Annotated in this window: 23 protein-coding genes; 7 read left to right on the top strand and 16 right to left on the bottom strand. The window is 36.0% G+C overall.

Translation table 11 applies throughout. The annotated features are described in order from the left end of the window. Positions 1 to 473: 473 nt before the first annotated feature. Positions 474 to 1,337 carry an RNA ligase family protein gene (locus A9G47_RS10300; RefSeq protein WP_176700696.1) on the top strand — a complete coding sequence of 288 codons (864 nt, stop codon included), beginning with the start codon at positions 474 to 476 and terminating at the stop codon, positions 1,335 to 1,337. Further along, a complete protein-coding gene (locus tag A9G47_RS10295) occupies positions 1,334 to 2,476 on the top strand; it encodes an AAA family ATPase (RefSeq protein WP_065642820.1) in 1,143 nt (380 codons plus the stop codon). Before A9G47_RS10300 ends, A9G47_RS10295 begins: the two co-directional genes overlap by 4 nt. Positions 2,477 to 2,637: 161 nt before the next feature. Here the strand turns inward: A9G47_RS10295 and citG are convergent, their stop codons facing one another. The 15 genes from citG to pepN form a co-directional block, all read right to left on the bottom strand. Then, positions 2,638 to 3,531 carry a triphosphoribosyl-dephospho-CoA synthase CitG gene (gene citG / locus A9G47_RS10290; RefSeq protein WP_065567652.1) on the bottom strand — a complete coding sequence of 298 codons (894 nt, stop codon included), beginning with the start codon at positions 3,529 to 3,531 and terminating at the stop codon, positions 2,638 to 2,640. A gap of 220 nt (positions 3,532 to 3,751) precedes the next feature. After that, positions 3,752 to 6,727 carry a DNA translocase FtsK 4TM domain-containing protein gene (locus A9G47_RS15005; RefSeq protein ID WP_065642819.1) on the bottom strand — a complete coding sequence of 992 codons (2,976 nt, stop codon included), beginning with the start codon at positions 6,725 to 6,727 and terminating at the stop codon, positions 3,752 to 3,754. 104 nt (positions 6,728 to 6,831) lie between these two features. Continuing rightward, a complete protein-coding gene (locus tag A9G47_RS10280) occupies positions 6,832 to 7,356 on the bottom strand; it encodes a gamma carbonic anhydrase family protein (RefSeq protein WP_065579575.1) in 525 nt (174 codons plus the stop codon). Then, on the bottom strand, positions 7,337 to 8,602 hold the full coding sequence (locus A9G47_RS10275; protein ID WP_065642818.1) for a Bcr/CflA family multidrug efflux MFS transporter: 1,266 nt from the start codon (positions 8,600 to 8,602) through the stop codon (positions 7,337 to 7,339). Before A9G47_RS10275 ends, A9G47_RS10280 begins: the two co-directional genes overlap by 20 nt. Positions 8,603 to 8,740: 138 nt before the next feature. Next, on the bottom strand, positions 8,741 to 9,430 hold the full coding sequence (rsuA, locus tag A9G47_RS10270; protein ID WP_065567656.1) for a 16S rRNA pseudouridine(516) synthase RsuA: 690 nt from the start codon (positions 9,428 to 9,430) through the stop codon (positions 8,741 to 8,743). 19 nt (positions 9,431 to 9,449) lie between these two features. Then, on the bottom strand, positions 9,450 to 10,181 hold the full coding sequence (locus tag A9G47_RS10265; RefSeq protein WP_218057462.1) for a class I SAM-dependent methyltransferase: 732 nt from the start codon (positions 10,179 to 10,181) through the stop codon (positions 9,450 to 9,452). Next, the gene (prlC, locus tag A9G47_RS10260) at positions 10,168 to 12,195 is read right to left on the bottom strand and encodes an oligopeptidase A (protein ID WP_065642816.1); all 2,028 of its coding nucleotides are present in this window, start codon (positions 12,193 to 12,195) and stop codon (positions 10,168 to 10,170) included. The genes A9G47_RS10265 and prlC overlap by 14 nt, the downstream gene beginning before the upstream one ends. A gap of 96 nt (positions 12,196 to 12,291) precedes the next feature. After that, entirely contained in the window at positions 12,292 to 12,549 is a 258-nt protein-coding gene (locus A9G47_RS10255; RefSeq protein WP_065567659.1) for a BolA family protein, read from the bottom strand. Positions 12,550 to 12,640: 91 nt separating this feature from the next. Beyond that, a complete protein-coding gene (locus tag A9G47_RS10250) occupies positions 12,641 to 12,913 on the bottom strand; it encodes an STAS domain-containing protein (protein ID WP_065642815.1) in 273 nt (90 codons plus the stop codon). Positions 12,914 to 12,919: 6 nt separating this feature from the next. Continuing rightward, the gene (mlaC, locus tag A9G47_RS10245) at positions 12,920 to 13,561 is read right to left on the bottom strand and encodes a phospholipid-binding protein MlaC (protein WP_065642814.1); all 642 of its coding nucleotides are present in this window, start codon (positions 13,559 to 13,561) and stop codon (positions 12,920 to 12,922) included. Between the two features lie 9 nt (positions 13,562 to 13,570). Beyond that, positions 13,571 to 14,161, bottom strand: coding sequence for an outer membrane lipid asymmetry maintenance protein MlaD (gene mlaD, locus A9G47_RS10240; RefSeq protein ID WP_065567662.1), 591 nt, complete (start codon positions 14,159 to 14,161; stop codon positions 13,571 to 13,573). Between the two features lie 11 nt (positions 14,162 to 14,172). Continuing rightward, positions 14,173 to 14,952, bottom strand: a complete 780-nt coding sequence (gene mlaE / locus A9G47_RS10235; protein ID WP_218057461.1) for a lipid asymmetry maintenance ABC transporter permease subunit MlaE — start codon at positions 14,950 to 14,952, stop codon at positions 14,173 to 14,175. Continuing rightward, positions 14,952 to 15,767 carry a phospholipid ABC transporter ATP-binding protein MlaF gene (gene mlaF, locus A9G47_RS10230; protein WP_218057063.1) on the bottom strand — a complete coding sequence of 272 codons (816 nt, stop codon included), beginning with the start codon at positions 15,765 to 15,767 and terminating at the stop codon, positions 14,952 to 14,954. The genes mlaE and mlaF overlap by 1 nt, the downstream gene beginning before the upstream one ends. 155 nt (positions 15,768 to 15,922) lie before the next feature. Beyond that, positions 15,923 to 16,252 (bottom strand): rhodanese-like domain-containing protein, encoded by a 330-nt coding sequence (locus A9G47_RS10225; RefSeq protein ID WP_065642812.1) that lies wholly within the window; start codon positions 16,250 to 16,252, stop codon positions 15,923 to 15,925. A gap of 125 nt (positions 16,253 to 16,377) precedes the next feature. Continuing rightward, positions 16,378 to 19,011: an aminopeptidase N gene (gene pepN, locus A9G47_RS10220; RefSeq protein WP_065642811.1), complete on the bottom strand. Its 2,634-nt coding sequence runs from the start codon at positions 19,009 to 19,011 to the stop codon at positions 16,378 to 16,380. Positions 19,012 to 19,168: 157 nt separating this feature from the next. On the opposite strand from pepN, the gene pncB reads away from it, so the two are divergent. The 5 genes from pncB (at position 19,169) to A9G47_RS10195 (ending at position 25,454) form a co-directional block, all read left to right on the top strand. After that, positions 19,169 to 20,362 carry a nicotinate phosphoribosyltransferase gene (pncB, locus tag A9G47_RS10215; protein WP_065642810.1) on the top strand — a complete coding sequence of 398 codons (1,194 nt, stop codon included), beginning with the start codon at positions 19,169 to 19,171 and terminating at the stop codon, positions 20,360 to 20,362. A gap of 167 nt (positions 20,363 to 20,529) precedes the next feature. Further along, positions 20,530 to 21,933 carry an asparagine--tRNA ligase gene (asnS, locus tag A9G47_RS10210; protein ID WP_065589084.1) on the top strand — a complete coding sequence of 468 codons (1,404 nt, stop codon included), beginning with the start codon at positions 20,530 to 20,532 and terminating at the stop codon, positions 21,931 to 21,933. 284 nt (positions 21,934 to 22,217) lie between these two features. Further along, complete coding sequence (locus A9G47_RS10205) at positions 22,218 to 23,420, top strand: porin (RefSeq protein ID WP_065642809.1); 1,203 nt, start codon at positions 22,218 to 22,220, stop codon at positions 23,418 to 23,420. 296 nt (positions 23,421 to 23,716) lie between these two features. Next, positions 23,717 to 24,862 (top strand): porin, encoded by a 1,146-nt coding sequence (locus tag A9G47_RS10200; protein ID WP_065567669.1) that lies wholly within the window; start codon positions 23,717 to 23,719, stop codon positions 24,860 to 24,862. A gap of 133 nt (positions 24,863 to 24,995) precedes the next feature. Further along, on the top strand, positions 24,996 to 25,454 hold the full coding sequence (locus tag A9G47_RS10195) for a methylglyoxal synthase (protein WP_065567670.1): 459 nt from the start codon (positions 24,996 to 24,998) through the stop codon (positions 25,452 to 25,454). Between the two features lie 204 nt (positions 25,455 to 25,658). Here A9G47_RS10195 and A9G47_RS10190 read toward each other — a convergent pair whose 3' ends face one another. Next, positions 25,659 to 26,438 (bottom strand): class II glutamine amidotransferase, encoded by a 780-nt coding sequence (locus A9G47_RS10190; protein WP_065567671.1) that lies wholly within the window; start codon positions 26,436 to 26,438, stop codon positions 25,659 to 25,661.

The raw sequence follows: 26,438 nt of genomic DNA, 5'->3' as shown, positions 1-26,438 counted from the left end.
ATCAAAGAAGAGCTAATACAGCGTAAAACTTAATTTCGAACCAGCAAAGCTAGCGAGCTAAGCGCTTTTCAATAGCACAATGCTAACAACAAAAATCATTCAGAAAAGTCATTGATTTTATTGAATTTTTATTTCACTAAAATTTACTTTATATCTATTTTAAGTGAAAAATCGTAACAAAAAGTTTGTTTATTAACAATAATTTTCTAGTTTATTATTAGCGTACATAACTATTTATTATAATGACGCTTGACAATTAGTCTGTAACCGCTGATAATTGCGCCGTTTTTTAACCTTATATTTTAATTTTAGTGAGGTGGCAAAATGCCTGTAGTTAACACTTTATCTTAATGCCGACACGGTATTCTCTATTATATTGTCTTTTGCTAGGTATTACCTAAGCGCTTTTATTGCAATTCAATCTATAGATTTTTTGCCTTGTCGGTTTTCCCTTATTTTTTGGAGAAAACGTGATGACAATGGAATCTTATATTCAAAATTTAGAATTAATTAAATACCCACGAACACCACACCTAGAAGGCTCTCGCTTACAATTTGGTGATAGTGAACATGGACAACGCCCTTATAATCAATTAGTTGGTCAACATATCGTTGTTGAAGAAAAGTTAGACGGCGCTAATTGTGCTATTAGCTTTTCAGCCAGCGGAGAACTATTGCTGCAATCTAGAGGGCATTATTTAATGGGGGGGTCACGAGAACGCCAGTTTAATCTATTAAGGCGCTGGGCTTGCGTGCATGAATATTGGCTATTAGAACGATTAGAAGATCGCTATATTCTTTATGGTGAATGGCTACATAAAAAACATGCAATTTTTTATGACGCACTGCCTCATTATTTTTGCGAGTTTGATATTTGGGATAGGCAACAAAACTGTTTTTTATCTACGATAAAACGGCATCAATTACTAGCAGATGGTCCTGTTTTATCGGTGCCAGTTTTATTTGCAGGATCGGCACCAGCTAAATTAAGTGAATTATTGAATTTGGTTAAGGAATCTTTGGCTAAAACAGCTAATTGGCGAACTTGTTTTGAAAAAATTATAACTCGCGAAAAACTTGATTTAACCAAAGCATGGCAGCAATGTGATAATTCTGATTTTATGGAAGGATTATATCTAAAAATCGAATCGGAAGAACAAACAGTTGATCGTCTTAAATGGGTTAGACACGATTTTGTGCAAGCGATTTTAGATGCAGGGCAACACCATTCTGAACAACCCTTTATTCCTAATCAACTAGCCAACGGTGTTGAACTTTATACACCACAATTAACCGTGAATTGGAACAGCAGATTGATAAATGGAGGAAAGGTATGAATTATCCAGCATTAAAACAGCAAATAACACACACCATAGCAATGGATGATTTTAGCCCATGGTTAAGCTGTATTCCTGAATTAAACCGTTTGTTAACTACACCTCAAGATGCTATGTACCATGGCGAAGGGAATGTATGGATTCACACTCAAATGGTTATCCGAGCATTATTGGGGCAGAGTGAATTTGCTAATGCAACAGAAGATGAACAATTTGTGTTATTTATGACGGCCTTATTGCATGATATAGCTAAGCCTGAAACGACTATGATTGATAAAATCACAGGTAAAATTACCCAACCTCGGCACTCAAAAAAAGGCGAGATTTATAGTCGCATATTATTATGGCGAATGGGCGTACCGTTTGATTTAAGAGAGCAAATTTGCCGAATCATTAGCGTACATCAAGTCCCTTTTTTTGCTTTAAGTGAAGAGCGAAAAAATAGAACACCTGAATATTTAATTCATCATTTATCGTGGCAGCTACCTATTTGGATGTTATGTCTACAAGCTAAAGCGGATATGCAAGGTCGCATTTGTGCCGATAAAAAAAGAGCACTTGATGAAGTTGAGCTATTTAAACAGTTGGCACTTGAAGAAGGGTGTTTATATCACCCTCGCCAATTTGTGGATGATTATACTCGGGTTCAATATTTTCGGGGAAGTAATGTCTTACCTGATTATGCGTTATATCCCCAAAAAGGATCGGAAGTAATTATGCTAGCAGGTTTACCTGCTTCAGGTAAAAATAGTTGGGTAAGCAAACATTATCCAACATGGCCTGTTGCGTCTTATGATGATGCCAGATCTGAACTAAAACTGAAGCATGGCGAAAACGAAGGGCAGGTTATACAGTTTGTCTTAGCCAAGGTAAAACAGTGGTTAAGAGTAAAACAACCTTTTATTTGGAATGCGACCCATTTATCGCAAGAAATGCGACAAAAAGCGCTCGATTTACTCTACGCTTATCATGCCAACGTGAAAATTGTTTATATTGAACAACCAGAAAAAGAGTTATATCGCCGAAATGCTGCGCGTGATACGACTTTGCCCAATAAAACCATTCAGCGGTTATTAAATAAATGGGAGGTTCCGCTACCAACCGAAGCACATAAGGTAAGCTATGTAATTAACCAATAATTGCATAATATCTTATAAGGTAAATTGGGGCTGATATCAAAGCCCCGAATTTGCTTAAATAGCTGTTTACTTAAATAGCCGTTTGCTTCAATAGTTGTGTACAATATTAAATACCTTTATTTTAATACCCATAAATAAAGGTTATTTCTTATTGATTTATCTTATTTGTTATACTCAGACAAAAACCAAGTAATAGCAATTAAATCCGCCGAACCGCCAGGACTTAAATTACGTTTAATGAATTCGGTATCAAGTTGATATAATTTTTTTCGACCGTCAGAATGAATAATACCACCTTGATCAATAAGATTTTTCGCCTCTTGCTGGACAAAATACAATCCGTCTAATCCTCCTCTTGAAACGACATTAGTATCTTGATTAAAAGCAAGCAAGTACAACATGGCTTGTAGCAAGCAAGTTTCTTCATCATAGCCACTGTTTTGCATTTTTTGAAAAATCGGAAGAGAGATATTTCTAACTATTGCGTAGCCTGATTCAGCTTCCCCTCTTGCACCAGTCAGATTGTGGCGTTTAAATAACCTCTCGCCTACAGAATTTGCTTGTATATTTTGCTTTAGCTCGCTTTGGACAATACCTTGGCAAATTGCTGAGACCTCATCGCAAATACTTTGCGTGTTGACTGGTAATCCTAGTTGTTCTAATTTGCCAATAGCCCCCATTAATAGCCCAAAGGCAAATATACCGCCCTTATGTGTATTGACTTGATTAGTTGCTCGAAACATGGCTTGTTCACACTCAATGCCAATTGGTCTAATGCCTGCTAAAAAATGTTGATTATCATAGTTGGCGGAATTTTTACCGTACTTATAAAAACGCTCAAACCAAATACAAATAGCTTTAATACTTTGGACAAAGGTTTGAAAATCCATATCACGATGTGCACCGCTATTATTCATATCAACCAATCCAGGTTTAGGCGATAAGCAAATTTCTTTTATTAATGCTTTGGTTGCTAATTGTGCAGGTAAACATCGATTAGGATCATTATTAAGTTTTAATTCTAATAATGCGATTTGCTGTGAATAATCACTCATTATTGATCGGTACCTATTAAAGTGTTTTTGAAGTATGATACGAGTTTTTGATAATAATAATTAATATTATCAATATGATAGTTGAGTATTTTTTACTATTTATTCACACGATAGTTATTATCCTCAATTTATTTAGCTACAATCTAGCAATAACGTTATAATGATGTTTTGTGAAAGCGCTAATTCATTGATAAAAATAAATTAGCATCTTAAATAAAGATCAATATTCACTGGTTTTAACTGCTAATACTTCTCGATTACCGTTATGCGCTGGAGCACTAATAATGCCTTCAATCTCCATTTGCTCAACAATTCTTGCTGCTCGATTATAACCAATTCTGAATTTTCGTTGCACGCTAGATATAGAGGCTCGGCGAGTTTCGATAACAAATTCGACCACTTGGTCAAAAATAGGGTCGAGTTCTTCATCGATACTCTCTGAATTATTGCCATCGTTATCACCACTTGAAACGGTTACATTTTCAATATATTTTGGTGCACCTCGTGCTTTCCAGTCTTGAACTACAGCATGAACTTCTTCATCACGGACGAAGGCTCCATGTACTCGTATTGGAATTGAGCTATTAGGGGCTAAATAAAGCATATCTCCCATACCAAGCAGCGATTCCGCACCCATTTGATCTAAGATCGTTCGAGAGTCGATCTTGCTTGATACCGTAAATGCAATACGTGTAGGAATATTAGCTTTAATTAAACCAGTAATCACATCAACCGACGGGCGTTGTGTCGCTAAGACAAGATGGATACCCGCCGCTCTGGCTTTTTGTGCAAGCCTTGCGATTAACTCTTCTACCTTTTTACCCACTGCCATGATAAGGTCGGCAAACTCATCAACCATCACGACAATATAGGGTAATTTATCGAGTGTTGGCATATTAAGATCCATACTATCGGTTGGCTTCCAAAGAGGATCAGGAATTGGTCTACCCATTTCATCAGCTTGTTTAATTTTTTCATTGTAACCAGCAATATTTCGCACTCCTAACGCTGACATTAGACGATAACGACGTTCCATTTCATTTACACACCAATTAAGTGCATTGGTAGCGTCTTTCATGTCAGTAACGACTTGAGTTAATAAGTGTGGTATTCCTTCATAAATAGAGAGCTCAAGCATTTTGGGATCGATCATAATAAACCGCACATCTTCAGGTTGCGATTTATATAAAATACTTAAAATCATTGCATTAACACCAACTGATTTACCCGAACCAGTAGTACCGGCAACTAATAAGTGCGGCATCTTAGCTAAATCAGCAACCACTGATTGCCCAGAGATATCTTTACCTAATACGATTGTTAATGGTGATTGAGCATCTTTGAATTGAGGACTGTCTAATACTTCCCTAAAATAAACTGTTTGACGATTCTTATTGGGTAATTCAATGCCAACATACGGTTTGCCTGGAATAACTTCAACTACACGAACCGATGGCATGGATAATGATCGTGCTAAGTCACGATCTAGTGTTGAAATCCTAGCAGCTTTAATGCCTGGTGCAAGCTCAATTTCGAAACGAGTAATCACAGGCCCAGGCATATAATCAACAACTTTAGCTTTTACTCGGTAATCAGACAAACTTTTTTCAATCAATTCTGACATAGCGTTTAAGGCCACATGATCCACCTCAATTCTTGCCGTTGGAGGCGCTGTTAATAAGTTTAGCGAAGGTAGTGGCGTAGTTGGTTTTGGCAATGGTTTATCATTACGTCTCAATAATGGATGAATTAAACTAGCCTCATCATTTTCTGAGGAATGATAATCTTGATCATCTTGAGCTATCTCTTCAGGATAAATATCATCAATGATTGGATTCGCTTTTTTTAATGCTTCAGTATCAACATATTCAAGTTGTTCTACTTCTAATTTCACGCCTGTTTGCGTTTCAGTTTTTGCATCTGCTATCTCTTGTATGGTAGCTGTGTTTATAATAGCCTCAGGCTCTTGCATCAATGGCTGCTCAGTTTCAATGGTTTTCATTATTGAAATATCTAGAGCGGGTTCAAATGAACCCTTTTCATTATTGAATTTAATTTCATGTTTATTGTCTACCGAAGTAAATAAAGGTTTACTTGGTGCATCTGATATTGTGTACTTATCTGATTGTTCAAATGATAGTTTTTCTTCAGATTTTTGCGTTTGGATCACCTGCTTTATTTGCGCCATTGAAGAAGATAAAGCCTGTTCTTGATCTGGAGTTGCTTTATCTCCATTTATGTTTTGAATAATTGATTCAAGACGAGACAAAATTTCCTCTGGGTCGAGTTCTTTCCTAGGTGGATTATCAACGGCTTGGGGTGTTGTTACCTGTGATAATTGCAAAGAATCTTTGGTTTTAATTAATTCTTCGGTCGTTTTGATTAAAATCTTTTCATTTTCATCAGCTGAAATAAGAGTATTTGATGCCTGCTCTTGAGGTATTTCATTATTAACAGAATAACTTGGTGAAATAATTTCGGTGTTATCACCTTTGTTATCACAAGGTATTGTAAATTGAGGTTCTTTTGTTACATCATCAGATCGTATAATATTTTTTTCTTGTTTTAACGCAGTCTGTTCAATGTTATTTGTTGTACAAGCCTTGATTAACCATCTAATAGGTAACAGTAAAATCATGACAAAAGCACCTAATTTTTCCATTAGATTCAACCACGAAAATCCAGTTAATAATGTTATACAGGCTAAGCAAGTTCCAAGAAGAGTTAATGATAAAGTTAAGTTATTTATAATGGGTAGAAGGCTTTCAATGACTATTGCCCCAAGATAACCACCTGCTTCAAATTGTTCTGCATCACGAATATTTAAAGCAAAAAAACCCGTCGAACTGAAGATAAATGCCAAAACACCAATAATTCTAAATGAAAGGCTAAAATAATTAATGGGATCATTGGCATGTTTATAAAAATGAACTATGAGTTGTAAACAAATAAAAATAGTAATAAAAGGGATGCTATAAGCGATAAACCCTAAAAATTGGAAAAAAATGTCGCTGGCATATGCGCCAAGATAACCGCCAAAATTGCTAATAGGATAGTGCCAAGCAGTACGAGACCAGCCAGGGTCAGCGGGATCGTAAGTAAACAGAGATAAAAATAAACAAACAGATAAACCTAGTATTGCAAGCAAAATGAATTGAGTAATAATCTGCTTTCTTGTCATTTTGGGCTTTTTCAAACAAGTACCTAAAAAACTATCGCTATTAAAATTGCTGGCATTTTACCATAAATTGCGCTATGTCACAGAGCGAATGAAATATAAAACATCATTTATTGTAGTTACTATCGATTTATAGGAAATAGATTTTCACTAAATCGTTTGCTATTTTGCACGTAACTTTTTGCATTGTTTATATTGCCTTCAATTTCATTTTCAGTCAGTTTACGAATAATTTTTGCTGGCGAACCGATAATTAAACAACCTTCACTATAAGGAAGCGTGCGTGTGACTAATGAGTTAGCGCCCACTATGCAATTTTTAGCTATTTTCGCATCATTTAAAATAGTACTTCCCATACCAATTAATACATTATCTTCAATAATACAGCTATGAAGAATAACATTGTGACCAATTGTTACATTTTCACCAACAATACAAGGGGTACCTGTTTCAACATGTACAGTGCAATTATCTTGCACATTACTATTTTGACCAATATGAATAGGCGCGATATCGCCACGTAAAACAGTATTAAACCAGATCGAAACACCTTGCTCTAAAGTTACATTACCAATTATTTCAGCTGATTTTGCAATAAAACAATGTTGATGAATTTGCGGATGTAAATCACCTAATTGGTAAATCATGATTTTTCCTTTTTTGGTTTTTGGCACACAAAAATAAGCTAACAGCAAGAAAATTACATAACACCATAGAGCCAACCATTAACCATTCGGTCGAGTTATTTACCGTTTCTCTTACAGTCGAATGCGTTGATGCTAACATTGATAATGATAAACCCATTGCGCCAGCCACTGCAAAGCGAATTGTACCTGCTAAAGAAGAAGCTGTACCGGCAATATGCTGATGAAGATCTAAAATAATCGCCATGCTATTGCCTCCAATGGTTGACATACAACCAATATAACCAGCAATACAAATAACTAGGCAGGTAAACCCTAGATTAAATAGACTGACAACAAGAAGGCTTGTTGCCATAGTAAATTGGATAAAAAGCCCTAACTGCATCATTTTAATCGAACCAACACGTTTAACAAAACGGCTATTTACGGTATTCATCAATATCATAACAATAATATTGAGTGCAAAGTAATAACCAAAATTAGTGGATGCAACGCCATGTAAATTCATATAAACAAAGGGACCTAAGCTTAAAAAAGAGAATAACCCCGCCCCTGAAAATGCGCCTATCATCATATAAGTGAGTGCTTGGCGGTGTCGAAACAGCATAATAAAATTGCTTAAAATACGAACTAAGCTAAACCGATCTCGTTTGGCTTTTGCGAGTGTTTCAGGGATATTGGTGACAACTAAACCAAAGCAAGCGAGAGCAATTAAGCAGATAGTGTAAAAATTGGCTCGCCAATTAAACCAATATAAAATAAATCCACCGATAATCGGCGCCAGTAATGGAGCAACATTGGATATCAGCATGACAAAGGACATCATTTTAGAAAATTCATCACGATCACGATAAATATCTTTCATTAACGCATTAATGACTATTGTGGTTGCCGCAGCCGCAATACCATGAAAAAAGCGAGCGGTAATTAATTGATTAATATTGGTAGCAATTGCACAGCTTAATGCCGCGCCTATAAACATAATTAGGCCAAAAATTAAAACGTTGCGTCGCCCATAACTATCAGTAAGCGGCCCAAATAAAAGTTGCCCAACGGAGAAGCCTAGTAAATAGCAGCTAATAGTGAGTTGTACAGCTGTATCGGCTACATTAAAGTTGTGCGCAATAGTTGGCATACTTGATAAATACATATCTATAGATAATGGCATAAGCATAGAGAGTAAACCAAGGATAAAAATCAGCGCTTTTTTAGATATTTTTATTTCTACCTGTGTGTTTTGGTTTTGCACAAATTGTTCCTTTTTACGGCTTTTATATAAAATTTAATTAAGGACAAGCTTAATTTTTGCGGTGTGGCTAACTTTAAAGTATCTATAAATATAAATAGAATGCCTCATCTTAACGACTTATCATTGCGACAATTGATATTAGCTAAAAGAATGAATTTCATCTTGAGTCAATGGTCGATATTCTCCCTCCGGTATATCAAGGATCACGTTACCGATTTGTTTTCGATGCAACGCAATTACGTGATTATTAACCGCTGCAAACATCCGTTTTACTTGATGATAGCGACCTTCGCTAATGATTAATTCAGCATGAAAATCATCAATAATGGTTAGTTTTGCAGGTTTAGTGAGTGACTTTTCACTTTTCAATTGAATGCCTTTTTTAAATATATCAATGAGCTCAACTTTTAATGGTTGTTCAACGGTGACTACATAAATTTTTTCACAATGATGTTTAGGGGATGTAATTCGGTGTGACCACTTACCATCATCTGTAAGCAAAACAAGCCCAGTAGTATCAAGATCAAGCCTTCCTGCTGCATGTAATTTTTCAGGCATCGGCTCATCAATAAAATAAAGAATTGTTGGATGATCGGGATCATTGGTCGAACAAACATAGCCTTGCGGTTTATTGAGCATAAAATAGCGTTGGTTGGTCACTTGTTCAATTTGATAACCATCATATTCAACTAATTGATCTGGCGATAATTGATACGCACCTGATTTGATAATCTCACCATCGACAGTCACTTTTTTAGCTTTGAGTTCTTTGTTTACAATAGTACGACTGGCGCCTAAATGATGAGCAAGAAATTTATCTAATCGCATAATTTAAAAATATTCCCTATTACTTTAAAGGTGTATAGATATCAAAGCGGTGATTTTTAGTTTTAATTTCAGCTGTTGGCTTTTGGTTAGCTAAAAATGGCGCATAATCAGGTCGTTTTACCACAACTCGTTTCCGGGCTAATTGCCTTGCTGGTGTTAATAAACTATCAGCATCACTATCACTACCAACTAGCTGTTGAAAAATGCGCATCTCTTTTTTGACAAGCGCACTTTTTTGCCGATGTGGAAACATCGGATCAAGATAAACAACATCTGGTTTTTCAGGGTAAGCCCTCAATCCCTCAATGCTTGAATCATAAATTAAGTGTAAATGTTGCTCAATCCAGTGACCTATATCGAGATCTTGGTAGGCACGTTGTAAACCATCGCTTAATAATGCGGCAACGACAGGATGCCGCTCAAACATAGTGACATGACAACCAATAGATGCTAAAACAAAGGCATCACGACCAAGTCCCGCAGTTGCATCAATAACTGAGGGTAAATACTCACCTTTTACACCTACTGCTTTAGCGATTGCCTCGCCACGACCACCGCCAAATTGGCGACGATGAGCCATCGCGCCAGAAACAAAATTAACACAGATAGAGCCTAATTTTGGTTCGTCTGTTTTTTGTAACTCAAGTCGATTATTTTGGGTAACTAGCGTAAACGGAAGATCGGCATGGGCTAATAACCATTGCTCAGCTAATTGTGTTAACTGAGCTAAGTTAGAACTACTTGATACCATAGTGACGAAGTAGCGCATCAAGTTGAGGTTCGCGACCTCGGAAGCTTTTAAATAGCATCATTGGTTCATCGCTACCGCCTTGTGACAATATATTGTCAAGAAATGCATTACCTGTTTTCGCATTGAAGATACCTTCTTCTTCAAAACGTGAAAATGCATCAGCAGATAAAACTTCTGCCCATAAGTAACTGTAATAACCTGCCGCATACCCCCCAGCAAAAATATGGCTAAAAGCATGAGGAAAGCGTCCCCATTCAACAGTAGGAACAACAGCAACTTGTTTTCTGACTTCAGCTAATGTGTTTAAAATATCGGGATCTTTTTGTGTATGTAATTTAAAATCAAAAAGACCGAATTCCAATTGCCGTAAAATAAATAACGCAGCTTGATAATTTTTAGCTTCTAGCATCTTTTCTAGCATTTCTGCGGGTAATGGTTCACCTGTTTGATAATGACCGGATATAAATGCAAGCGCTTCGGGTTGCCAGCACCAGTTTTCTAAAAATTGGCTTGGCAACTCAACAGCATCCCACGGCACGCCATTAATACCAGCGACTGATGAAACATCAATTTCGGTTAACATATGGTGTAATCCGTGACCGAATTCATGGAATAATGTGGTGACTTCGTCATGAGTAAACAGTGCTGGTTTATCTCCAATTGGGCGATTGAAGTTACAAGTTAAATAAGCAACAGGTTTTTGTATATGACCATCAGCAAAACGCATGCGACCAATACAATCATCCATCCAAGCACCACCTCGCTTGTGTTCACGTGCATATAAATCAAGATAGAAGCTACCTTTTAATTCGCCATTAGCAGCATAAAGATCATAAAATTTGACTTCTGGATCCCAAACTTCAATGCCTTTTCGCTCTTTGGCTGTAATACCGAAAATACGATGTACTACTTCAAATAAACCATTAATTACTCGTTGCTGCGGAAAATAAGGCCGTAACTCTTCATCATTAATAGCATATAAATACTGTTTTTGCTTTTCACTATAATAAGCAATATCCCATGGTTTAATATCACTGGCACCAAAAAATTCATACGCATAGCGTTTTAGTTCAGCTAGCTCTTTTTCACCTTGTGGCTTGGCCTTAGTTGCTAAATCGCTTAAAAACTCGATGACTTGCGTTGTGGATTTAGCCATTTTTGTTGCCAGTGATTTGTCTGCATAAGTCTTGAAACCTAATAATTGTGCTAGCTCGTAACGTAGGTCCAGAATTTGCTTAATGATCTCTGTATTATCCCATTTACCCGCATTTGGTCCTTGGTCGGATGCACGCGTGTTATAAGCTTGGTAAAGCTCAAACCGTAAATCACGATTATCACAATAAGTCATCACAGGAAGATAACTTGGTATATCCAATGTCAGCAACCACCCCTCTTTGCCTTTAATTTTAGCTTGTTCTTGTGCTGCTGCAAGCGCACTTTCAGGCATACCAGACAGCTCTTTGATATCAGTAATCAGTTTTGACCAACCCATAGTCGCATCTAGTACATTATTACTATATTTTGATGATAATTCTGATAATTTTGCGACAATTTCACCGTAGCGTTTTTGTTTATCATCAGGTAAACCAATTCCGGATAATTCAAAATCACGTAATGCATTATCAATAACTTTTTTCTGTGCTTTGCTTAACGTTGCGTATTGTTCGCTTTCTTTGAGTTGTTTATAGGCCTGATATAAAGGCTTATGTTGCCCAACCCATGTACCGTACTCAGAAAGTAAGGGTAGACAAGCTTCATAGGCTTCACGTAATTCTGAGCTATTTTTAACTGAATTAAGATGGCTAACAGGAGACCAAGCTCGACTAAATTTTTCGTCTACTTCATCAATGGGCTGGATCAAATTATCCCAAGTATATTTACTATTTTGTTTAAGTACGGTTTCAATAGTATTTCGACAATTTTTTAGCGCCTCTTGTGTGGCAGGTAAGACATGTTCAGGTTTAATTTGAGAAAAAAGCGGTAATGGTACATCTGTTAGTAATGGATTAGTCATGTTGAGATACCTTTATACAAATGGTGTTGTCTATTAATAGAACATAATATGATGGCAAAGGTGAATAATTCAAGAGAATTTCATGCAAGGGAATACTTATAATCCCATAAGCTTACGTTCACGTTGCCACTCAGTGGGAGTATAGGTTTTTATAGAAAGTGCATGAATGCGGTTATCATTAATAAATTCTGCCAAAGGGGCATAAATAGCTTGTTGTTTTTTTACTCGATTTAAATCAGCAAATAATTCACCTACTGCAATAACTTGAAAATGACTACCATCATCGGTCAGCACATGTACATCATCAAGCTCAAGTGAACTTTTTAATTTATCTATAATTTCTTGTTTATCCATTCTTCATTCTCATCACTAATATAAATTATGGGGATTATTTTTTGTCAAAAAACTTTCAGGTGATTAGGCGTTCTGTATAAAAGCTAATGTGTTAGCTGTTAATTACCTGTTGTAGATCATACAGCGTCAATAATGTTTGTAACTGAGGATTAATGCCTTTAAGCTCTACGTTATATTTATTGCAAAAATAAACTAAAGTCGCGAGTCCTGAAGAATCAACACGAGTAAGTTGCCCTACATCAATGTGTTTTACACCATTTAATATGGTATTTTGTGTAGACCACAGATCGTTTAATGAGTGAACATCTAGCTCACCAAATAAACACAATACATCTTGTTGTTTTTCTGTTGTGATTCGCGACATTTTAAACTAGCCTTTTGGTTTCGTATTTGGATCAATCTTGCGATTTGAAAGCTCGGTTAATTGTTTCGTCAATGCATCAATACCACCTTGACGTAAAATTGATGACCATTCATTTTGTTTAGTGCTGATCATGCTTACACCTTCGGCAACTAAATCATAGGCTTTCCATTCGCCAGTTACAGTGTTTTTACGCCATTGAAAATCAATGCGTAAAGGTTGACCTTGGTTTGGTTGGATTAAGAGTACACGAATAGAAATAAGATTTTTCCCCGTTAAATCTTTTGCTGCCTCAACTTGATATTGTTGACCATTATACATTGAAAGCGCTTGTGCAAAAGTTTGTACTAAATAGTTTTCAAAAGCATCAAAATAGGCTGTTCGCTGCGCTTCGCTTGCACTTTTGTAGTAGTTCCCTAAAATTAACGCACCAGCGTATTTTACTTGTACATAAGGTAATAAATCTTGTCTAACAATGTCTTTAAGTCTGTTTGGATTTGATTTAATCACCGATGATTGCGACTGCATTGTGGTAAAAATTTTATCGGCGGCTACTTGCATCTCTTTATAGGGATCATTTTCCGCGAATGTATTAGCACTAAACAATAAAGCTAATGCTAAAAAAAGGGTTGTTTTAAATTTGTTTAACATGTTAACTCCTTAGTTTTCATTTATATCTTGTTTTTTATCTTTATCATCTTTGTCTTTATCTGATGAACCACCTATGCTGTAAAGAAATTTACCAATAAGATCTTCTAAAACAATTGCAGGCGTTGTGTTGTGCACAACAAAACCTTCAACTAAGTACGGTGGAGTTTTATTTTTTTCTGCCTTAGCCAAAATATCTGGATCAACATCTAGTGAGTCAATACTTAATTCCGTTTCTCTATCAACACCTATATTGATATCAATATACTGTTCGCCAAGTATTCCAGATGTCTTAATTGCAAGAGAACTTGAACTTGGAATTTTGTTATACTGAGTATCTATATCCATAGCTACATACGGCTTGTACTCATCGTTATTTGGTGAACTTAACGAAATATCACTAACTCGCCCAATCACTACACCACCGATCTTGATAGGCGATCGAGCTTTTAACCCACCAATGTTATCAAATACAGCATAAACCCGAAAGGAATTATGGCTAGCAAATGATGTTGGATCAGCGACTCTAAAGCATAAAAATAGCACTGAACAAATGACCAGCACCATGAATAATCCTACTGTAATTTCAATTTTACGACTCATGTTTAATGACCTCAATGACTAAACATTAATGCGGTTAAAATAAAATCTAACCCCAAAATAATTAATGATGAATAAACAACGGTGTTCGTTGTTGCTCGGCTAATTCCTTCTGATGTTGGTACACAATCATAACCATTAAAAAGTGCAATCCAAGTGCTAGCGATAGCAAATACAAAGCTTTTTACAAAACAATTGCCCAAATCATGCCACCAATTAACACTACTTTGAATGGATGACCAAAAAAAGCCTGAATCAATCCCTTTCCAATCAACACCAACAAGTGCACCACCTAAAATGCCGACTGTGACAAAAATTGCTGTTAAAAACGGCATACTAAAAAAACCAGCCCAAAAACGTGGAGCAATAATACGTCGTAATGGATCAATCGCCATCATTTCCATGCTTGATAACTGTTCAGTTGCTTTCATTAAACCTATTTCAGCCGTTAATGCTGAACCCGCACGGCCTGCAAACAGCAAGCCTGCAACAACAGGGCCGAGTTCACGAAGTAAGGCAAGTGCGACCATCATTCCAAGGCTTGCTTCGGCACCAAACGTAGTTAATATAAAGTAGCCTTGTAAGGCAAGTACCATGCCAATAAAAAGGCCAGAAACCATAATAATCGTTAGTGATTGAACGCCAACAAAGTAAAATTGTTTGACTAATAATGGAAATTGTTTATTAAATTGTGGTTTACCAATTAATGCACCAAAAAGCATAACGCCAGAACGGCCAATCATCGAAATAATATTGATAAAACATCGCCCTAATTTTGCTAATAAATTCAACATTATTTTATACCTCTGCTTAGGTCTAATTTATAATCATCAGCAGGATAATGAAAAGGCACAGGACCATCTGCCAATCCATCAAGGAATTGTTTAACTCGTAAATCGTCATTATCACGTAATTGTTGTGATGTGCCACCGGCAATAATATGTTGTTCAGCAACAATATAAGCGTAATCAGCAATACTGAGCACTTCGTTTACATCGTGGCTAACAACAATGCAGGTTAATCCTAATGATTGGTTAATTTCAGCGATAAGTTTAACTATAACACCCATTGATATAGGATCTTGTCCAGCAAAAGGTTCATCAAACATAATTAAATCCGGATCAAGTGCAATAGCACGCGCCAAAGCTGCACGCCTTGCCATTCCTCCAGATAATTCCGATGGCATCATATGTGCAGCACCACGCAATCCAACAGCTTGTAGCTTCATTAAAACTAAATTATGCAACACAGGCTCAGGTAAGTTAAGGTGTTCACGTAACGGATAAGCCACATTATCAAATACAGATAAATCAGTAAATAATGCACCTGATTGAAATAACATACTCATACGTTTACGGACTTCATAAAGTCTAGATCGAGACATGCAAGGGATGTCTTCACCATCAAATAAAATTTGTCCTGACTGAGGTTTTAATTGCCCCCCAATAAGCCGTAGTAGTGTGGTTTTACCAATTCCTGAAGGTCCCATTATTGCTGTCACTTTGCCTTTAGGGACATTCAAACTCATATTTTTATAAATAGGTCGCGTTCCACGATAAAAAGACATGTCATGAATTTCGACCAGATTTTTCGGTAATTCGCTCGCCACAGTGACTTCCTAGACTACTAAATTAGTATAATTTCGCTTATTTTACTTGATATTTGTGAATAAAGAAATCTATTAAACGCATAATCAAATAGTTATTAGAATTATGCATCAATAATAAACGATAACTAAATCAAGCTCGTTTGATAACGGGGGCTTTAATATCTTGGCATTTGTTTATCAATCATTACAGCCCAAGCATCAATCCCACCTGCAAGGTTATATAGCCTGTTAGGATCGAAGCCATTTTCTACTAAAAAATGGACAACAGCTAAACTACGCCTGCCGTGATGGCAATAAATTACAATATCAATTTCATCTGGAATTTTATCTAGATATAATGGGATAGTATTCATTGGGATATGAATTGCGTTGTGAATACCGCAAATAGCCACTTCATTGGCTTCACGCACATCAAGCAAAAATAGTTTATCTTGCTGGTTTAATTTGTTTATAAGCTCAATTGGCGTGATTTCTTGTATAGTCATTATTTAAAACTCATTAAAATAGTTGTAAAAAAGTTTCAGGAAACTATGCATTTTAGTATAACAATTTGATTTAGCATTAGCTTTATATCATCCTGAAACACTGTAACAGGATGATATTTTGCAACTTATTCCTCTAAAGCTTTGCTAATTTTTTCATATAGATCTTTAGATAAATTTTCAATTTTAAGCAATGTTTCAAGCGCTTTTCGCATTTGTAGTTGGCGTTTTTCGTCATAACGTTTAAATCGAATAAGGGGATCGATTAATCGCGCCGATACTTGTGGATTTTTCTGATTTAATTCAGTGAGTATTTCAACTAGAAATTGATAACCACTACCATCTTGCGCATGAAATGCGACAGGATTGTTATTGACAAAGGCACCAATTAATGCACGAATTCGGTTTGGATTACTCAGTGAAAATGAGCGGTGGGTAAGCAACTTTTTCACTGTAACAAGGACGTTTTTGTCTGGGCTTGTTGCGTTTAACGCTAACCACTTATCCATAACTAGTCCATCTTGGTGCCATTTGTTATCAAAGTCAGCTAATAATTCAATTCGACAATTAAGTTCCGCTTTTACCGCCACATTTAAGGCAGCTAAACAATCAGTCATATTATTTGCTTGATGATATTGCTGTCTAACTAGTGTATTAGCGCGCGAATTATCATCCGCATAGGCTAATAAAGTTAAACAACAGTTTTTAAGTGACCGTTTAGCAATATCGTTATGTTCGATCTGATATTGTGGGGTTTTATTGTTGTTATAGATTGCACCTAATTCATCGTTAAGCTCATTAGCAAAACGTGTTAATAAAAAGTGGCGAACTTGGTAAATAGCAATAGGATCAACCACAGTAAATAAATTAGCCAACTCGTTTTCAGATGGTAAGGTTAATATTAAGGCAATAAGGAAAGGATCGGTATTTTCTGATAATAATACAGCTCTAAAGGCATCTAATACAGTATCAGGTAGGGTTAGATTTTGATTTTCCTGATAATTTTTTACATTTAAACGAACATATTTTGCTAATAGCATTTGAGCAGCATCATAACGGCTAAAAGCATTAGTCGCATGTTGCATTAGGAATATAAGATCATTATCTTGATAATCATAAGCTAACTTAACAGGCGCAGAAAAATCACGTAATAATGAAATAATTGGTTTTTCAGCCACATTATCAAAAATAAATTGTTGTTTGCTCTGCGTTAAATTTAAAATGTGGTGAATAGGTTTGCCTTGGTATTGTAATGCAATTATATCACCATTATGCCGATATAATTCGATATTAAGTGGAATATGCAGTGCTTGTTTTTGTGCCTGATCTTGAGTTGCAGGTGTACATTGTTCTACTGTCAGGGAATATTGTTGTTTTGTTTCATCATAATTATCGGTGACGGTTAGCTCTGGTGTACCAGATTGACTGTACCATAATTTAAACTGGGTTAAATCAATACCCGAGGCATCTTGCATGGCAGCCACAAAATCATCACAAGTTGCAGCACAACCATCATGGCGTTTAAAATAGAGTTTCATTCCCGCTTGGAATTTGTCCTCCCCTAGTAAGGTGTGCATCATACGGATAACTTCGGCCCCTTTTTCATATACAGTTACTGTATAAAAGTTATTCATTTCAATAACTTGATCTGGGCGAATCGGATGAGACATTGGGCTGGCATCTTCAGCAAATTGCACGGTACGTAAAAGTTTGACATCTTCAATACGTTTTATTGCACGTGATCCCATATCAGCGCTAAATTCCTGATCCCGAAAGACGGTTAATCCTTCTTTTAAGCTGAGTTGGAACCAATCACGACAAGTAACTCGATTGCCTGTCCAATTGTGAAAATACTCATGACCAATCACACCTTCAATGCCTAGGTAGTCATCATCTGTTGCCGTTTGAGGTTTGGCAAGCACATATTTTGAGTTAAAGATATTTAAACCTTTGTTTTCCATTGCTCCCATATTGAAAAAATCAACAGCAACAATCATAAAAATATCTAGATCATATTCAAGCCCAAAACGCGTTTCGTCCCAACGCATGGCATTTTTTAAGCTTGTCATCGCCCAGTGCGAACGATCTAAGTTACCTTTATCAACATAAATTTCTAAATCCACTTTCCGTTTTGATTGTGTGATAAATTGGTCTTTTAAAATATCAAAATCACCAGCAACGAGCGCAAATAAGTAGGCAGGTTTAGGAAAAGGATCTTGCCACTGAACCCAATGGCGTCCATCGGCAAGTTCGCCTTGTGCAATACGGTTACCGTTAGAAAGTAGGAAAGGGTAGCATTGTTTATTCGCTGTAATACGCGTTGAAAAACGTGCAAGCACATCAGGCCGGTCAAGATAATAGGTTATATGGCAAAATCCTTCCGCTTCGCATTGGGTACAAAGCGCATCGCCTGATACATATAAACCTTCCAGTGCAGTATTAACAATTGGTTTGATTTCATTAACAATAGTTAAAGTAAATTCTGTAGGAACATTTTGAATAACTAATCCTGTTTTAGTGAGTTGATAATCATGCCATGGTTGCTCATTAATATTCACCGATATCAACTTAAGATCTTCACCGTCTAAAATTAAATCATTCGCTTGATTATTTTTTTGAAGCACACGGCTACGAGCGGTTACTGTTGTTATTTCTGGTGCTAAATCAAAATCAAGATCAATATCGGTAATGGTAAAATCGGGCACTTTATAATCAAGCCGATTTTTGGCAATAGGTTGCAATTCAGGTGTTTTTGTATTCATGTTATGATGACCTTTTGGTTTGTACTCAAATTATATGCTGTGCTAATTAGCATTATAGCGGATTAAAAACAATCTTATTACATAATTAATCTATATCTTCATTATTATTCTGCTATAATCTTAAGAATTTTCTTTAAAGTAATAGCAGTCAATTTACATGTTACCAGCGATAATTACATCAATACTAGATACTGATGCTTATAAGTTGCATATGCAACAAGCTGTCTTTCATCACTACCCAAATGCAACAGTTGTTGCCGAGTTTCGCTGCCGTAGCGATGATTTATTAGGACAATATGTTAATGAGATAAAGAATCAAGTCAAATTGATGGAATCATTATCAGTAAATGATAACGAGTTTGATTATTTATCTCGCATTTCGTTTTTTAAATCGGACTACTTAAATTGGTTAAAAAACTGGCGTTTTAACAGTGAATTACTAACAATTAAAAATGACAATGGGTTGCTGGTTATTCGAATCGAAGGTAAATGGTTAGATGTTATTTTATGGGAAGTGCCATTACTTGCGATCATTAGTGAAATAGTTCACAAAGATCGTTCGCCCAATATTGGTGTTCCTGAAGCCTTAGTAAGGCTAAAAGATAAATTGGCGTTGTTTGATAAAAAAACAGCTAATATAGATATGTCAGGCTTTAACTTAATGGATTTTGGCACACGTAGGCGTTATTCGTTTGCAGTGCAAGAGGCGGTTGTTAGTTATTTAAAAAATAATTTTAATAATTTTCATAGTACTAGCAATTATTTACTTGCTTATCGTTTAGGCCTAACTCCTGTTGGAACGCAAGCACACGAGTGGTTTCAAGCTCATCAGCGCCTAAGCTCAAATCTGGAAGATTGCCAAAAAAATGCACTGCAAGTTTGGCTAGACGAGTATACCAAGGATTTAGGTGTTGCTTTAACTGATTGTATTACTATGGATGCGTTTTTACAGGACTTCGATTCCCATTTTGCCTCTTGTTATCAAGGATTACGGCATGACTCAGGTGATCCAATAAAATGGGGTGAAAAAGCGATTGCGCATTACCAACAATTAGGCATTGATCCTAAAACAAAATTGCTAGTATTTTCAGACAGCTTAAATTTTGATAAAGCGATTAGCATTTATCAACACTTTAATCATCGTGTAAAATTATCTTTTGGTATAGGTGGTTTTTTAGCTTGCGATATTCCATCGCCAGATTTTAATACTAAAGCTTTGAATATTGTAATTAAATTGACAGAATGTAATAATCAGTCAGTCGCTAAATTATCCGATAGTCCTGGAAAGACTATCTCTCAAGATTTAGCTTTCGTTAATGAATTAAAACGGACGTTCAGTGTTAAGTATTAATCAATAATCTCACTTAACATAAAAATAAACAACTAGAAATAATTTATAAAAGCACGTCCTAACAAAAACTTTTGATATTTTGTGTGTAGTAAGTGGCATTAAAAAGGCTAGAAATGCCAGTATTAGTTTAGATATAACATTAAATAATGTAGAGATGGAAAATTAAAATGAATTCAGTTTCACCTATTGTTGATGTGTTACAAGGCAGAATTGCTGTTGGTAGCACTATTTCTGTTCAAGGCTGGGTAAGAACTCGGCGTGATTCTAAAGCCGGTATTTCATTTTTAGCTGTTTATGATGGTTCTTGCTTTGATCCTATTCAAGCTGTTATTGAAAATAATTTGCCTAATTATGAACAAGATATCTTACGCTTAACTGCCGGATGTTCAGTTAAGGTGACAGGTAAAGTCGTGGAATCACCAGGCCAAGGTCAAAAATATGAATTACAAGCCATACAAGTTGAAGTTTACGGCTTTGTTGATGATCCTGAAACTTACCCAATGGCAGCTAAACGTCATTCAATTGAGTATCTTCGTGAAGTCGCACACTTACGAGCAAGAACGAATATTGTTGGTGCGATAACACGTGTACGCCATACACTTGCACAAGCAATTCATCAATTTTTTGATGAGCGTGGCTTTTATTGGTTATCAACCCCAATTATTACCGCGTCGGATACTGAAGGGGCTGGCGAAATGTTCCGAGTTTCAACACTCGATATGTTAAATCTGCCTAAATCAGATAATGGTAACATTGATTTTGATAAAGACTTTTTTGGCAAAGAAGCTTTTTTAACCGTTTCTGGACAGTTAAATGCTGAAACTTATGCTTGTGCGCTTTCTAAAGTTTACACATTTGGCCCAACATTTCGAGCTGAAAACTCAAACACAACTCGTCATTTAGCTGAGTTTTGGATGATGGAACCTGAAGTGGCATTCGCCGATCTAAATGACAATGCTAAGCTTGCCGAAGACATGCTGAAATATGTGTTTAAATCAGTATTAGAAAAACGTGCTGACGACATGCAATTTTTCGCGCAGCACGTAGATAAAGAAGCAATAACACGCCTTGAAAACTTTATTAACGCTGATTTTGCCCAAGTTAACTATACTGATGCTATAACCATTTTGCAAAATTGCGATGCTAAGTTTGAAAATCCAGTCAGTTGGGGAATCGACTTAGCCTCAGAACACGAGCGTTATTTAGCCGAACAACATTTTAAAGCACCAGTAGTTGTAAAAAACTATCCGAAAGATATTAAAGCATTCTATATGCGCATGAACGATGACGGTAAAACCGTTGCGGCCATGGATGTATTAGCGCCTGGTATTGGTGAAATTATCGGAGGTTCACAGCGTGAAGAGCGTTTAGATATGTTAGATAAACGTATGGAAGAATTGGGACTTAAGAAAGAAGATTATTGGTGGTATCGTGATTTGCGCCGTTATGGTACCGTACCACATTCTGGCTTTGGACTTGGTTTCGAACGATTAATTGCTTATGTAACAGGTGTGCAAAATGTGCGTGATGTGATCCCATTTCCAAGAACACCACGTAATGCAAATTTTTAAACTAGTTGAGTTATAACCAATTCATTAGAGCTAAAGATTAACTAATTTTAGCTTTAATGCGCTCAAAAAACAAACAAACAGGCTTAATTTTGTGCTTAGACATCACCTTTTATGAAAAGTTCGCTTGATTTTAAAAAAAATTTATACATAATTTACACTACTGTAAAAAGTAGATAAAAATAATAGATAAAAATATTATTTTTTGGATGAATAATTATTTGTACAAAATTGACACTAAACTTATGGACAGTGTCTTTTTAAGAAAATAACCATGAGGGTAAAAAATGAAACGTAATCTATTAGCAATCGCTATCCCTGCGCTTTTAGTAGCAGCTAGCGCAAATGCATCTATTGAAGTATGGAACAAAGATGGTAATAAAGTTGACTTTTATGGTCGAGTAAAAGCAGCTAACAATATTACTGATCGTGGTCAAGCTGGCGAAGGTGATGATACTTCTGCTCGTTTAGGTATGTCTGGCCAAACTCAAATCACTGATAGCGTAACTGGCTACGGTCGCTGGGAATATGAAGCGAAAGCAGGTAAGAATTCTGATAACGAAGTACGTTATGCTTTTGCTGGTTTAAACTTTGGTGATTTTGGATCATTCGATTATGGTCGTAACGATGGTGTGCTAAAAGCAATCACAGCTTATACTGACGTATTACCGCAATTTGGTGGTGAAGCAGCAAACAATAGTTGGAACGTGCTTTCAGCTCGTACTAAAGCTGTTGCAACTTACCGTAACAATAACTTCTTTGGTCTATTTGATGACTTAAGTTTTGCATTACAATATGCAGATAATGGTGATAATGCAACTACTTTTGATAGTAAACTTGCTAAAGTAAAACTTGATAGCGATGGTGACTTCGATGGATTTAGTGGCGAAAGCCGTGAGGCCTATGGTGCAAATGTTCAATGGAGAATTTTTGACACAGGTTTAACTGCTGGTGCAGGTTATGCTCAAACAGCTGGTAAGAGTGCGAAATATCAGGACGAAGATGGTTACGTTGATGGCATTAAGAGAGTTAAAACTTGGTCAGCTGGTATCAAATACGATAACTATAATCTATACTTAGCGGCTAACTATTTCCAAACTAAATTCAATACTTACTATGATGCTTTTGAAGAGCACCACAGAGATCCAAAAATTAAAGGTGTTGAATTAGTTGCTCAATATGGTATTGATTTAGAAGTAGGTCGTTTAACACCTTCTTTGGCTTATGTGCAACATAAGGTTAGCAGTGATGAAGTTGGTTATTATGATGAAGATCATAAAGAGGGGCGTAATTTAGTTAAATATGTTTCACTTGGTGCAACATATGATCTAAATAAAAACTTTAGCGCTATCGTAGAATATAAATTTAATCTACTTAAGAAACAAGATATTGGTGCTGAGTTAAACACTGTTCGTGAAAGCAACGGTCGCCACCCATACAAACCAGGTACTAAAGACGTGTTAGGTGTTGGTTTAATTTACCAATTCTAATTGCTTCTTGATATCTTATAAAAAGGCACTTATTGTGCCTTTTTTTTCGCCTTATAAATACCTTTCTAGTTAAAAAAACATTTTATGTTTAAAAAAAATAATAACAAACATTAAAATATTCGAAAATTCGCAGAATTAATCTAACTTCCAGTGTTAAATAGGTAATAAAATCTGTTCTGTCACAAGGAAATCGATATCACAATAATAATATAATTGCTAATTATTAGCAGTTATTTGTTAAACCAAAGCAAAGTAATTTGCATCTTTAATAATATAAAATACCTAAGAGGGTAAAAATGAAACGTAATCTATTGGCAATCGCTATTCCTGCGCTCTTAATTGCAGGCACAGCTAACGCTTCTATTGAAGTGTGGAATAAAGACAGTAATAAAGTTGACTTTTATGGTCGAGTTTATGCTTTAAACTATATTACTGATCGTAATAACCAAACGGGCGAAGGTGACAAAACCACAGCTCGTTTAGGTATGTCTGGTCAAACTCAAGTGACTGACAGTGTAACTGGGTATGGTCGTTGGGAATATGAAGCTAAAACTGGCGAAGATGCCGATAACGAAACTCGCTATGCTTTTGCTGGTTTAAACTTTGGTGATTTTGGGTCATTCGATTACGGTCGTAATGATGGTGTGCTAAAAACATTAACGTCTTATACGGATGTTTTACCGGAATTTGGTGGTGATGCTTCGGATAATGATCTTTATGCATTAACAGCGCGCACCAAAGCTGTTGCGACTTATCGTAACTCAGACTTTTTTGGCTTAGTAAACGGTCTGAATTTTGCTGTTCAATATGCGGATAATGGTGATAATAGCTCTACTCGTCATTTCACCAAACATGATCGTAATGGTGAAAAACGCGATAGCGCTGAAGCTTGGGGTTCAGTAGTTGATTGGAATGTGCTTGATACAGGTTTATCTGTTGGAGCAGGTTATGCTCAAACTGGTGGACATAAGGATGCTAAAGCATGGTCAACAGGTGTTAAATATGATAATAACAACCTTTATTTAGCCGCATTATATATTCAAGGTAAACAAAAATATGGTTGGGATAATGCATTAACGACACACAGTGCGAATGACTTAAAAACCAAAGGTTATGAATTTGTTGCGCAATATGGTATTGACTTTGAAGTGGGTCGTTTAACACCATCTGTTGCATATATTCAACATAAAGTTAAAGGTGCATCTAGTTATTCAAGTGATGCAGGACTTAAAGGTAATGATTTAGCGAAGTATGTTGATGTTGGGTTAACTTATGATTTTAACAAAAACTTACAAGCTATTATCGATTATAAGATCAATTTATTAGATAAAGATGATATTGGCGCACGTCGTGCTTTATATGAAGATGGCGCATTTACTAAATCACAAATCAATGGCACAACAAAAGACACCGTAGCTCTTGGTTTAATTTACCAATTCTAATTGATTGTCTCTTAATATAAAAAAGGCACTTTGGTGCCTTTTTTATTATTTTTTACCGATTAAATATCTGTTGCACTTTAATTAAGACTCTGTTAAAAACAAACAAAGATAATAATAAATTAGGATGTTAATGATGCTAAATACCACGCGCAAATTACTAACTAAAAAAAACATTGCTTTAGTTGCCCACGATCATTTGAAAGAGTCTTTATTAGCTTGGTGTAAAAAAAATCGTGAAGAGCTTTCTCATCATAATTTATGTGGAACAGGTACGACAGGCACATTAATCAAGAAAGAAACAGGATTAAATATTACGCCAATGCTTAGCGGACCAATGGGGGGCGATCAGCAAATTGGGGCGTTAATTGCAGAAGGTAAAATCGATATTCTCGTATTCTTTTGGGATCCACTTAATGCTGTACCGCATGATCCCGATGTTAAAGCGCTTTTACGTTTATCAACAGTTTGGAATATTCCGGTTGCTACAAATCAAGCTACCGCTAACGCATTAATACAATCGCCAATATTTACACAAGAAGTGGATATTGAAATTCCTGATTACCAAAGTTATTTGAAAGAACGAGTAAGGTAGATGCTAATTTCTTCTGTAAAGTTTTAGCATAGCTTGTGGTGCAATTGCTAAATATTTTGACGCAAAAACAATAATAATAACTAGTATACTTTTACGATCTGATGGCATAGCTATTTCAAATCGACTTACCATAACCCCCTTTGGATTGCCTTAACGCTAGTAGATTTTTTGACGTCAGGATAATTATAAAAATGCCCCCCGTGATTAAGATAAGAAAGATTGGCTGATTTTTCCATTTCTAAATAAAATAGCTTCATTAACATCTAATTTAGCCCAGACTTCGTTTGAAGTTAAAGGCATTGTTGAAATAATAGTTACTACATCATTAGATGTGGTATGTTTTTGAAAGTCAATTTCAACATCTTCATCAATTAATTTTGCTTTACCAAATGGCGCTTTACGGGTTATCCAATGTAAATTAGTTGCACAATAAGCAAATACATATTGCCCATCAGAAAGCAACATATTAAATATACCAAGTTGACTTAACTGATTGGCACATTGTTTAATATATTTAAACAGTTCAAGATCATCGGTCGGTTGTTGCGAATATTTTTGGTGTAATTGATTTATTAAGTAGCAAAAAGCATATTCACTATCAGTTTCGCCGACAGGTTGAAATAGTCCTGTATCTAAATTTTGGTAATCAGTTAATTGCCCATTATGGGCAAAAGTCCAGTTCTTACCCCAAAGCTCACGAGTAAACGGATGGGTATTTTCCAGTGCGACACCACCGCGATTAGCTTGTCGAATATGGGCAATCACGGCTTTAGATTTAATGGGATATTCTTTTACCATTTTAGCAATAGGTGAATAGCTACAAGGCTCAGGATCTTTAAATGTTCGGCAACCTTTTCCTTCATAAAAGGTAATCCCCCAACCATCTTTGTGAGGACCTGTGTCCCCACCTCGTTTAATTAGGCTACTAAAACTAAAACAAATATCGGTTGGCACATTAGCGCTCATACCCAATAATTCACACAT

This window comes from Gilliamella sp. WF3-4, assembly GCF_001690275.1.
GTDB lineage: Bacteria > Pseudomonadota > Gammaproteobacteria > Enterobacterales > Orbaceae > Gilliamella > Gilliamella apicola_C.
This window is presented reverse-complemented; position numbering and strand designations above follow the sequence as displayed.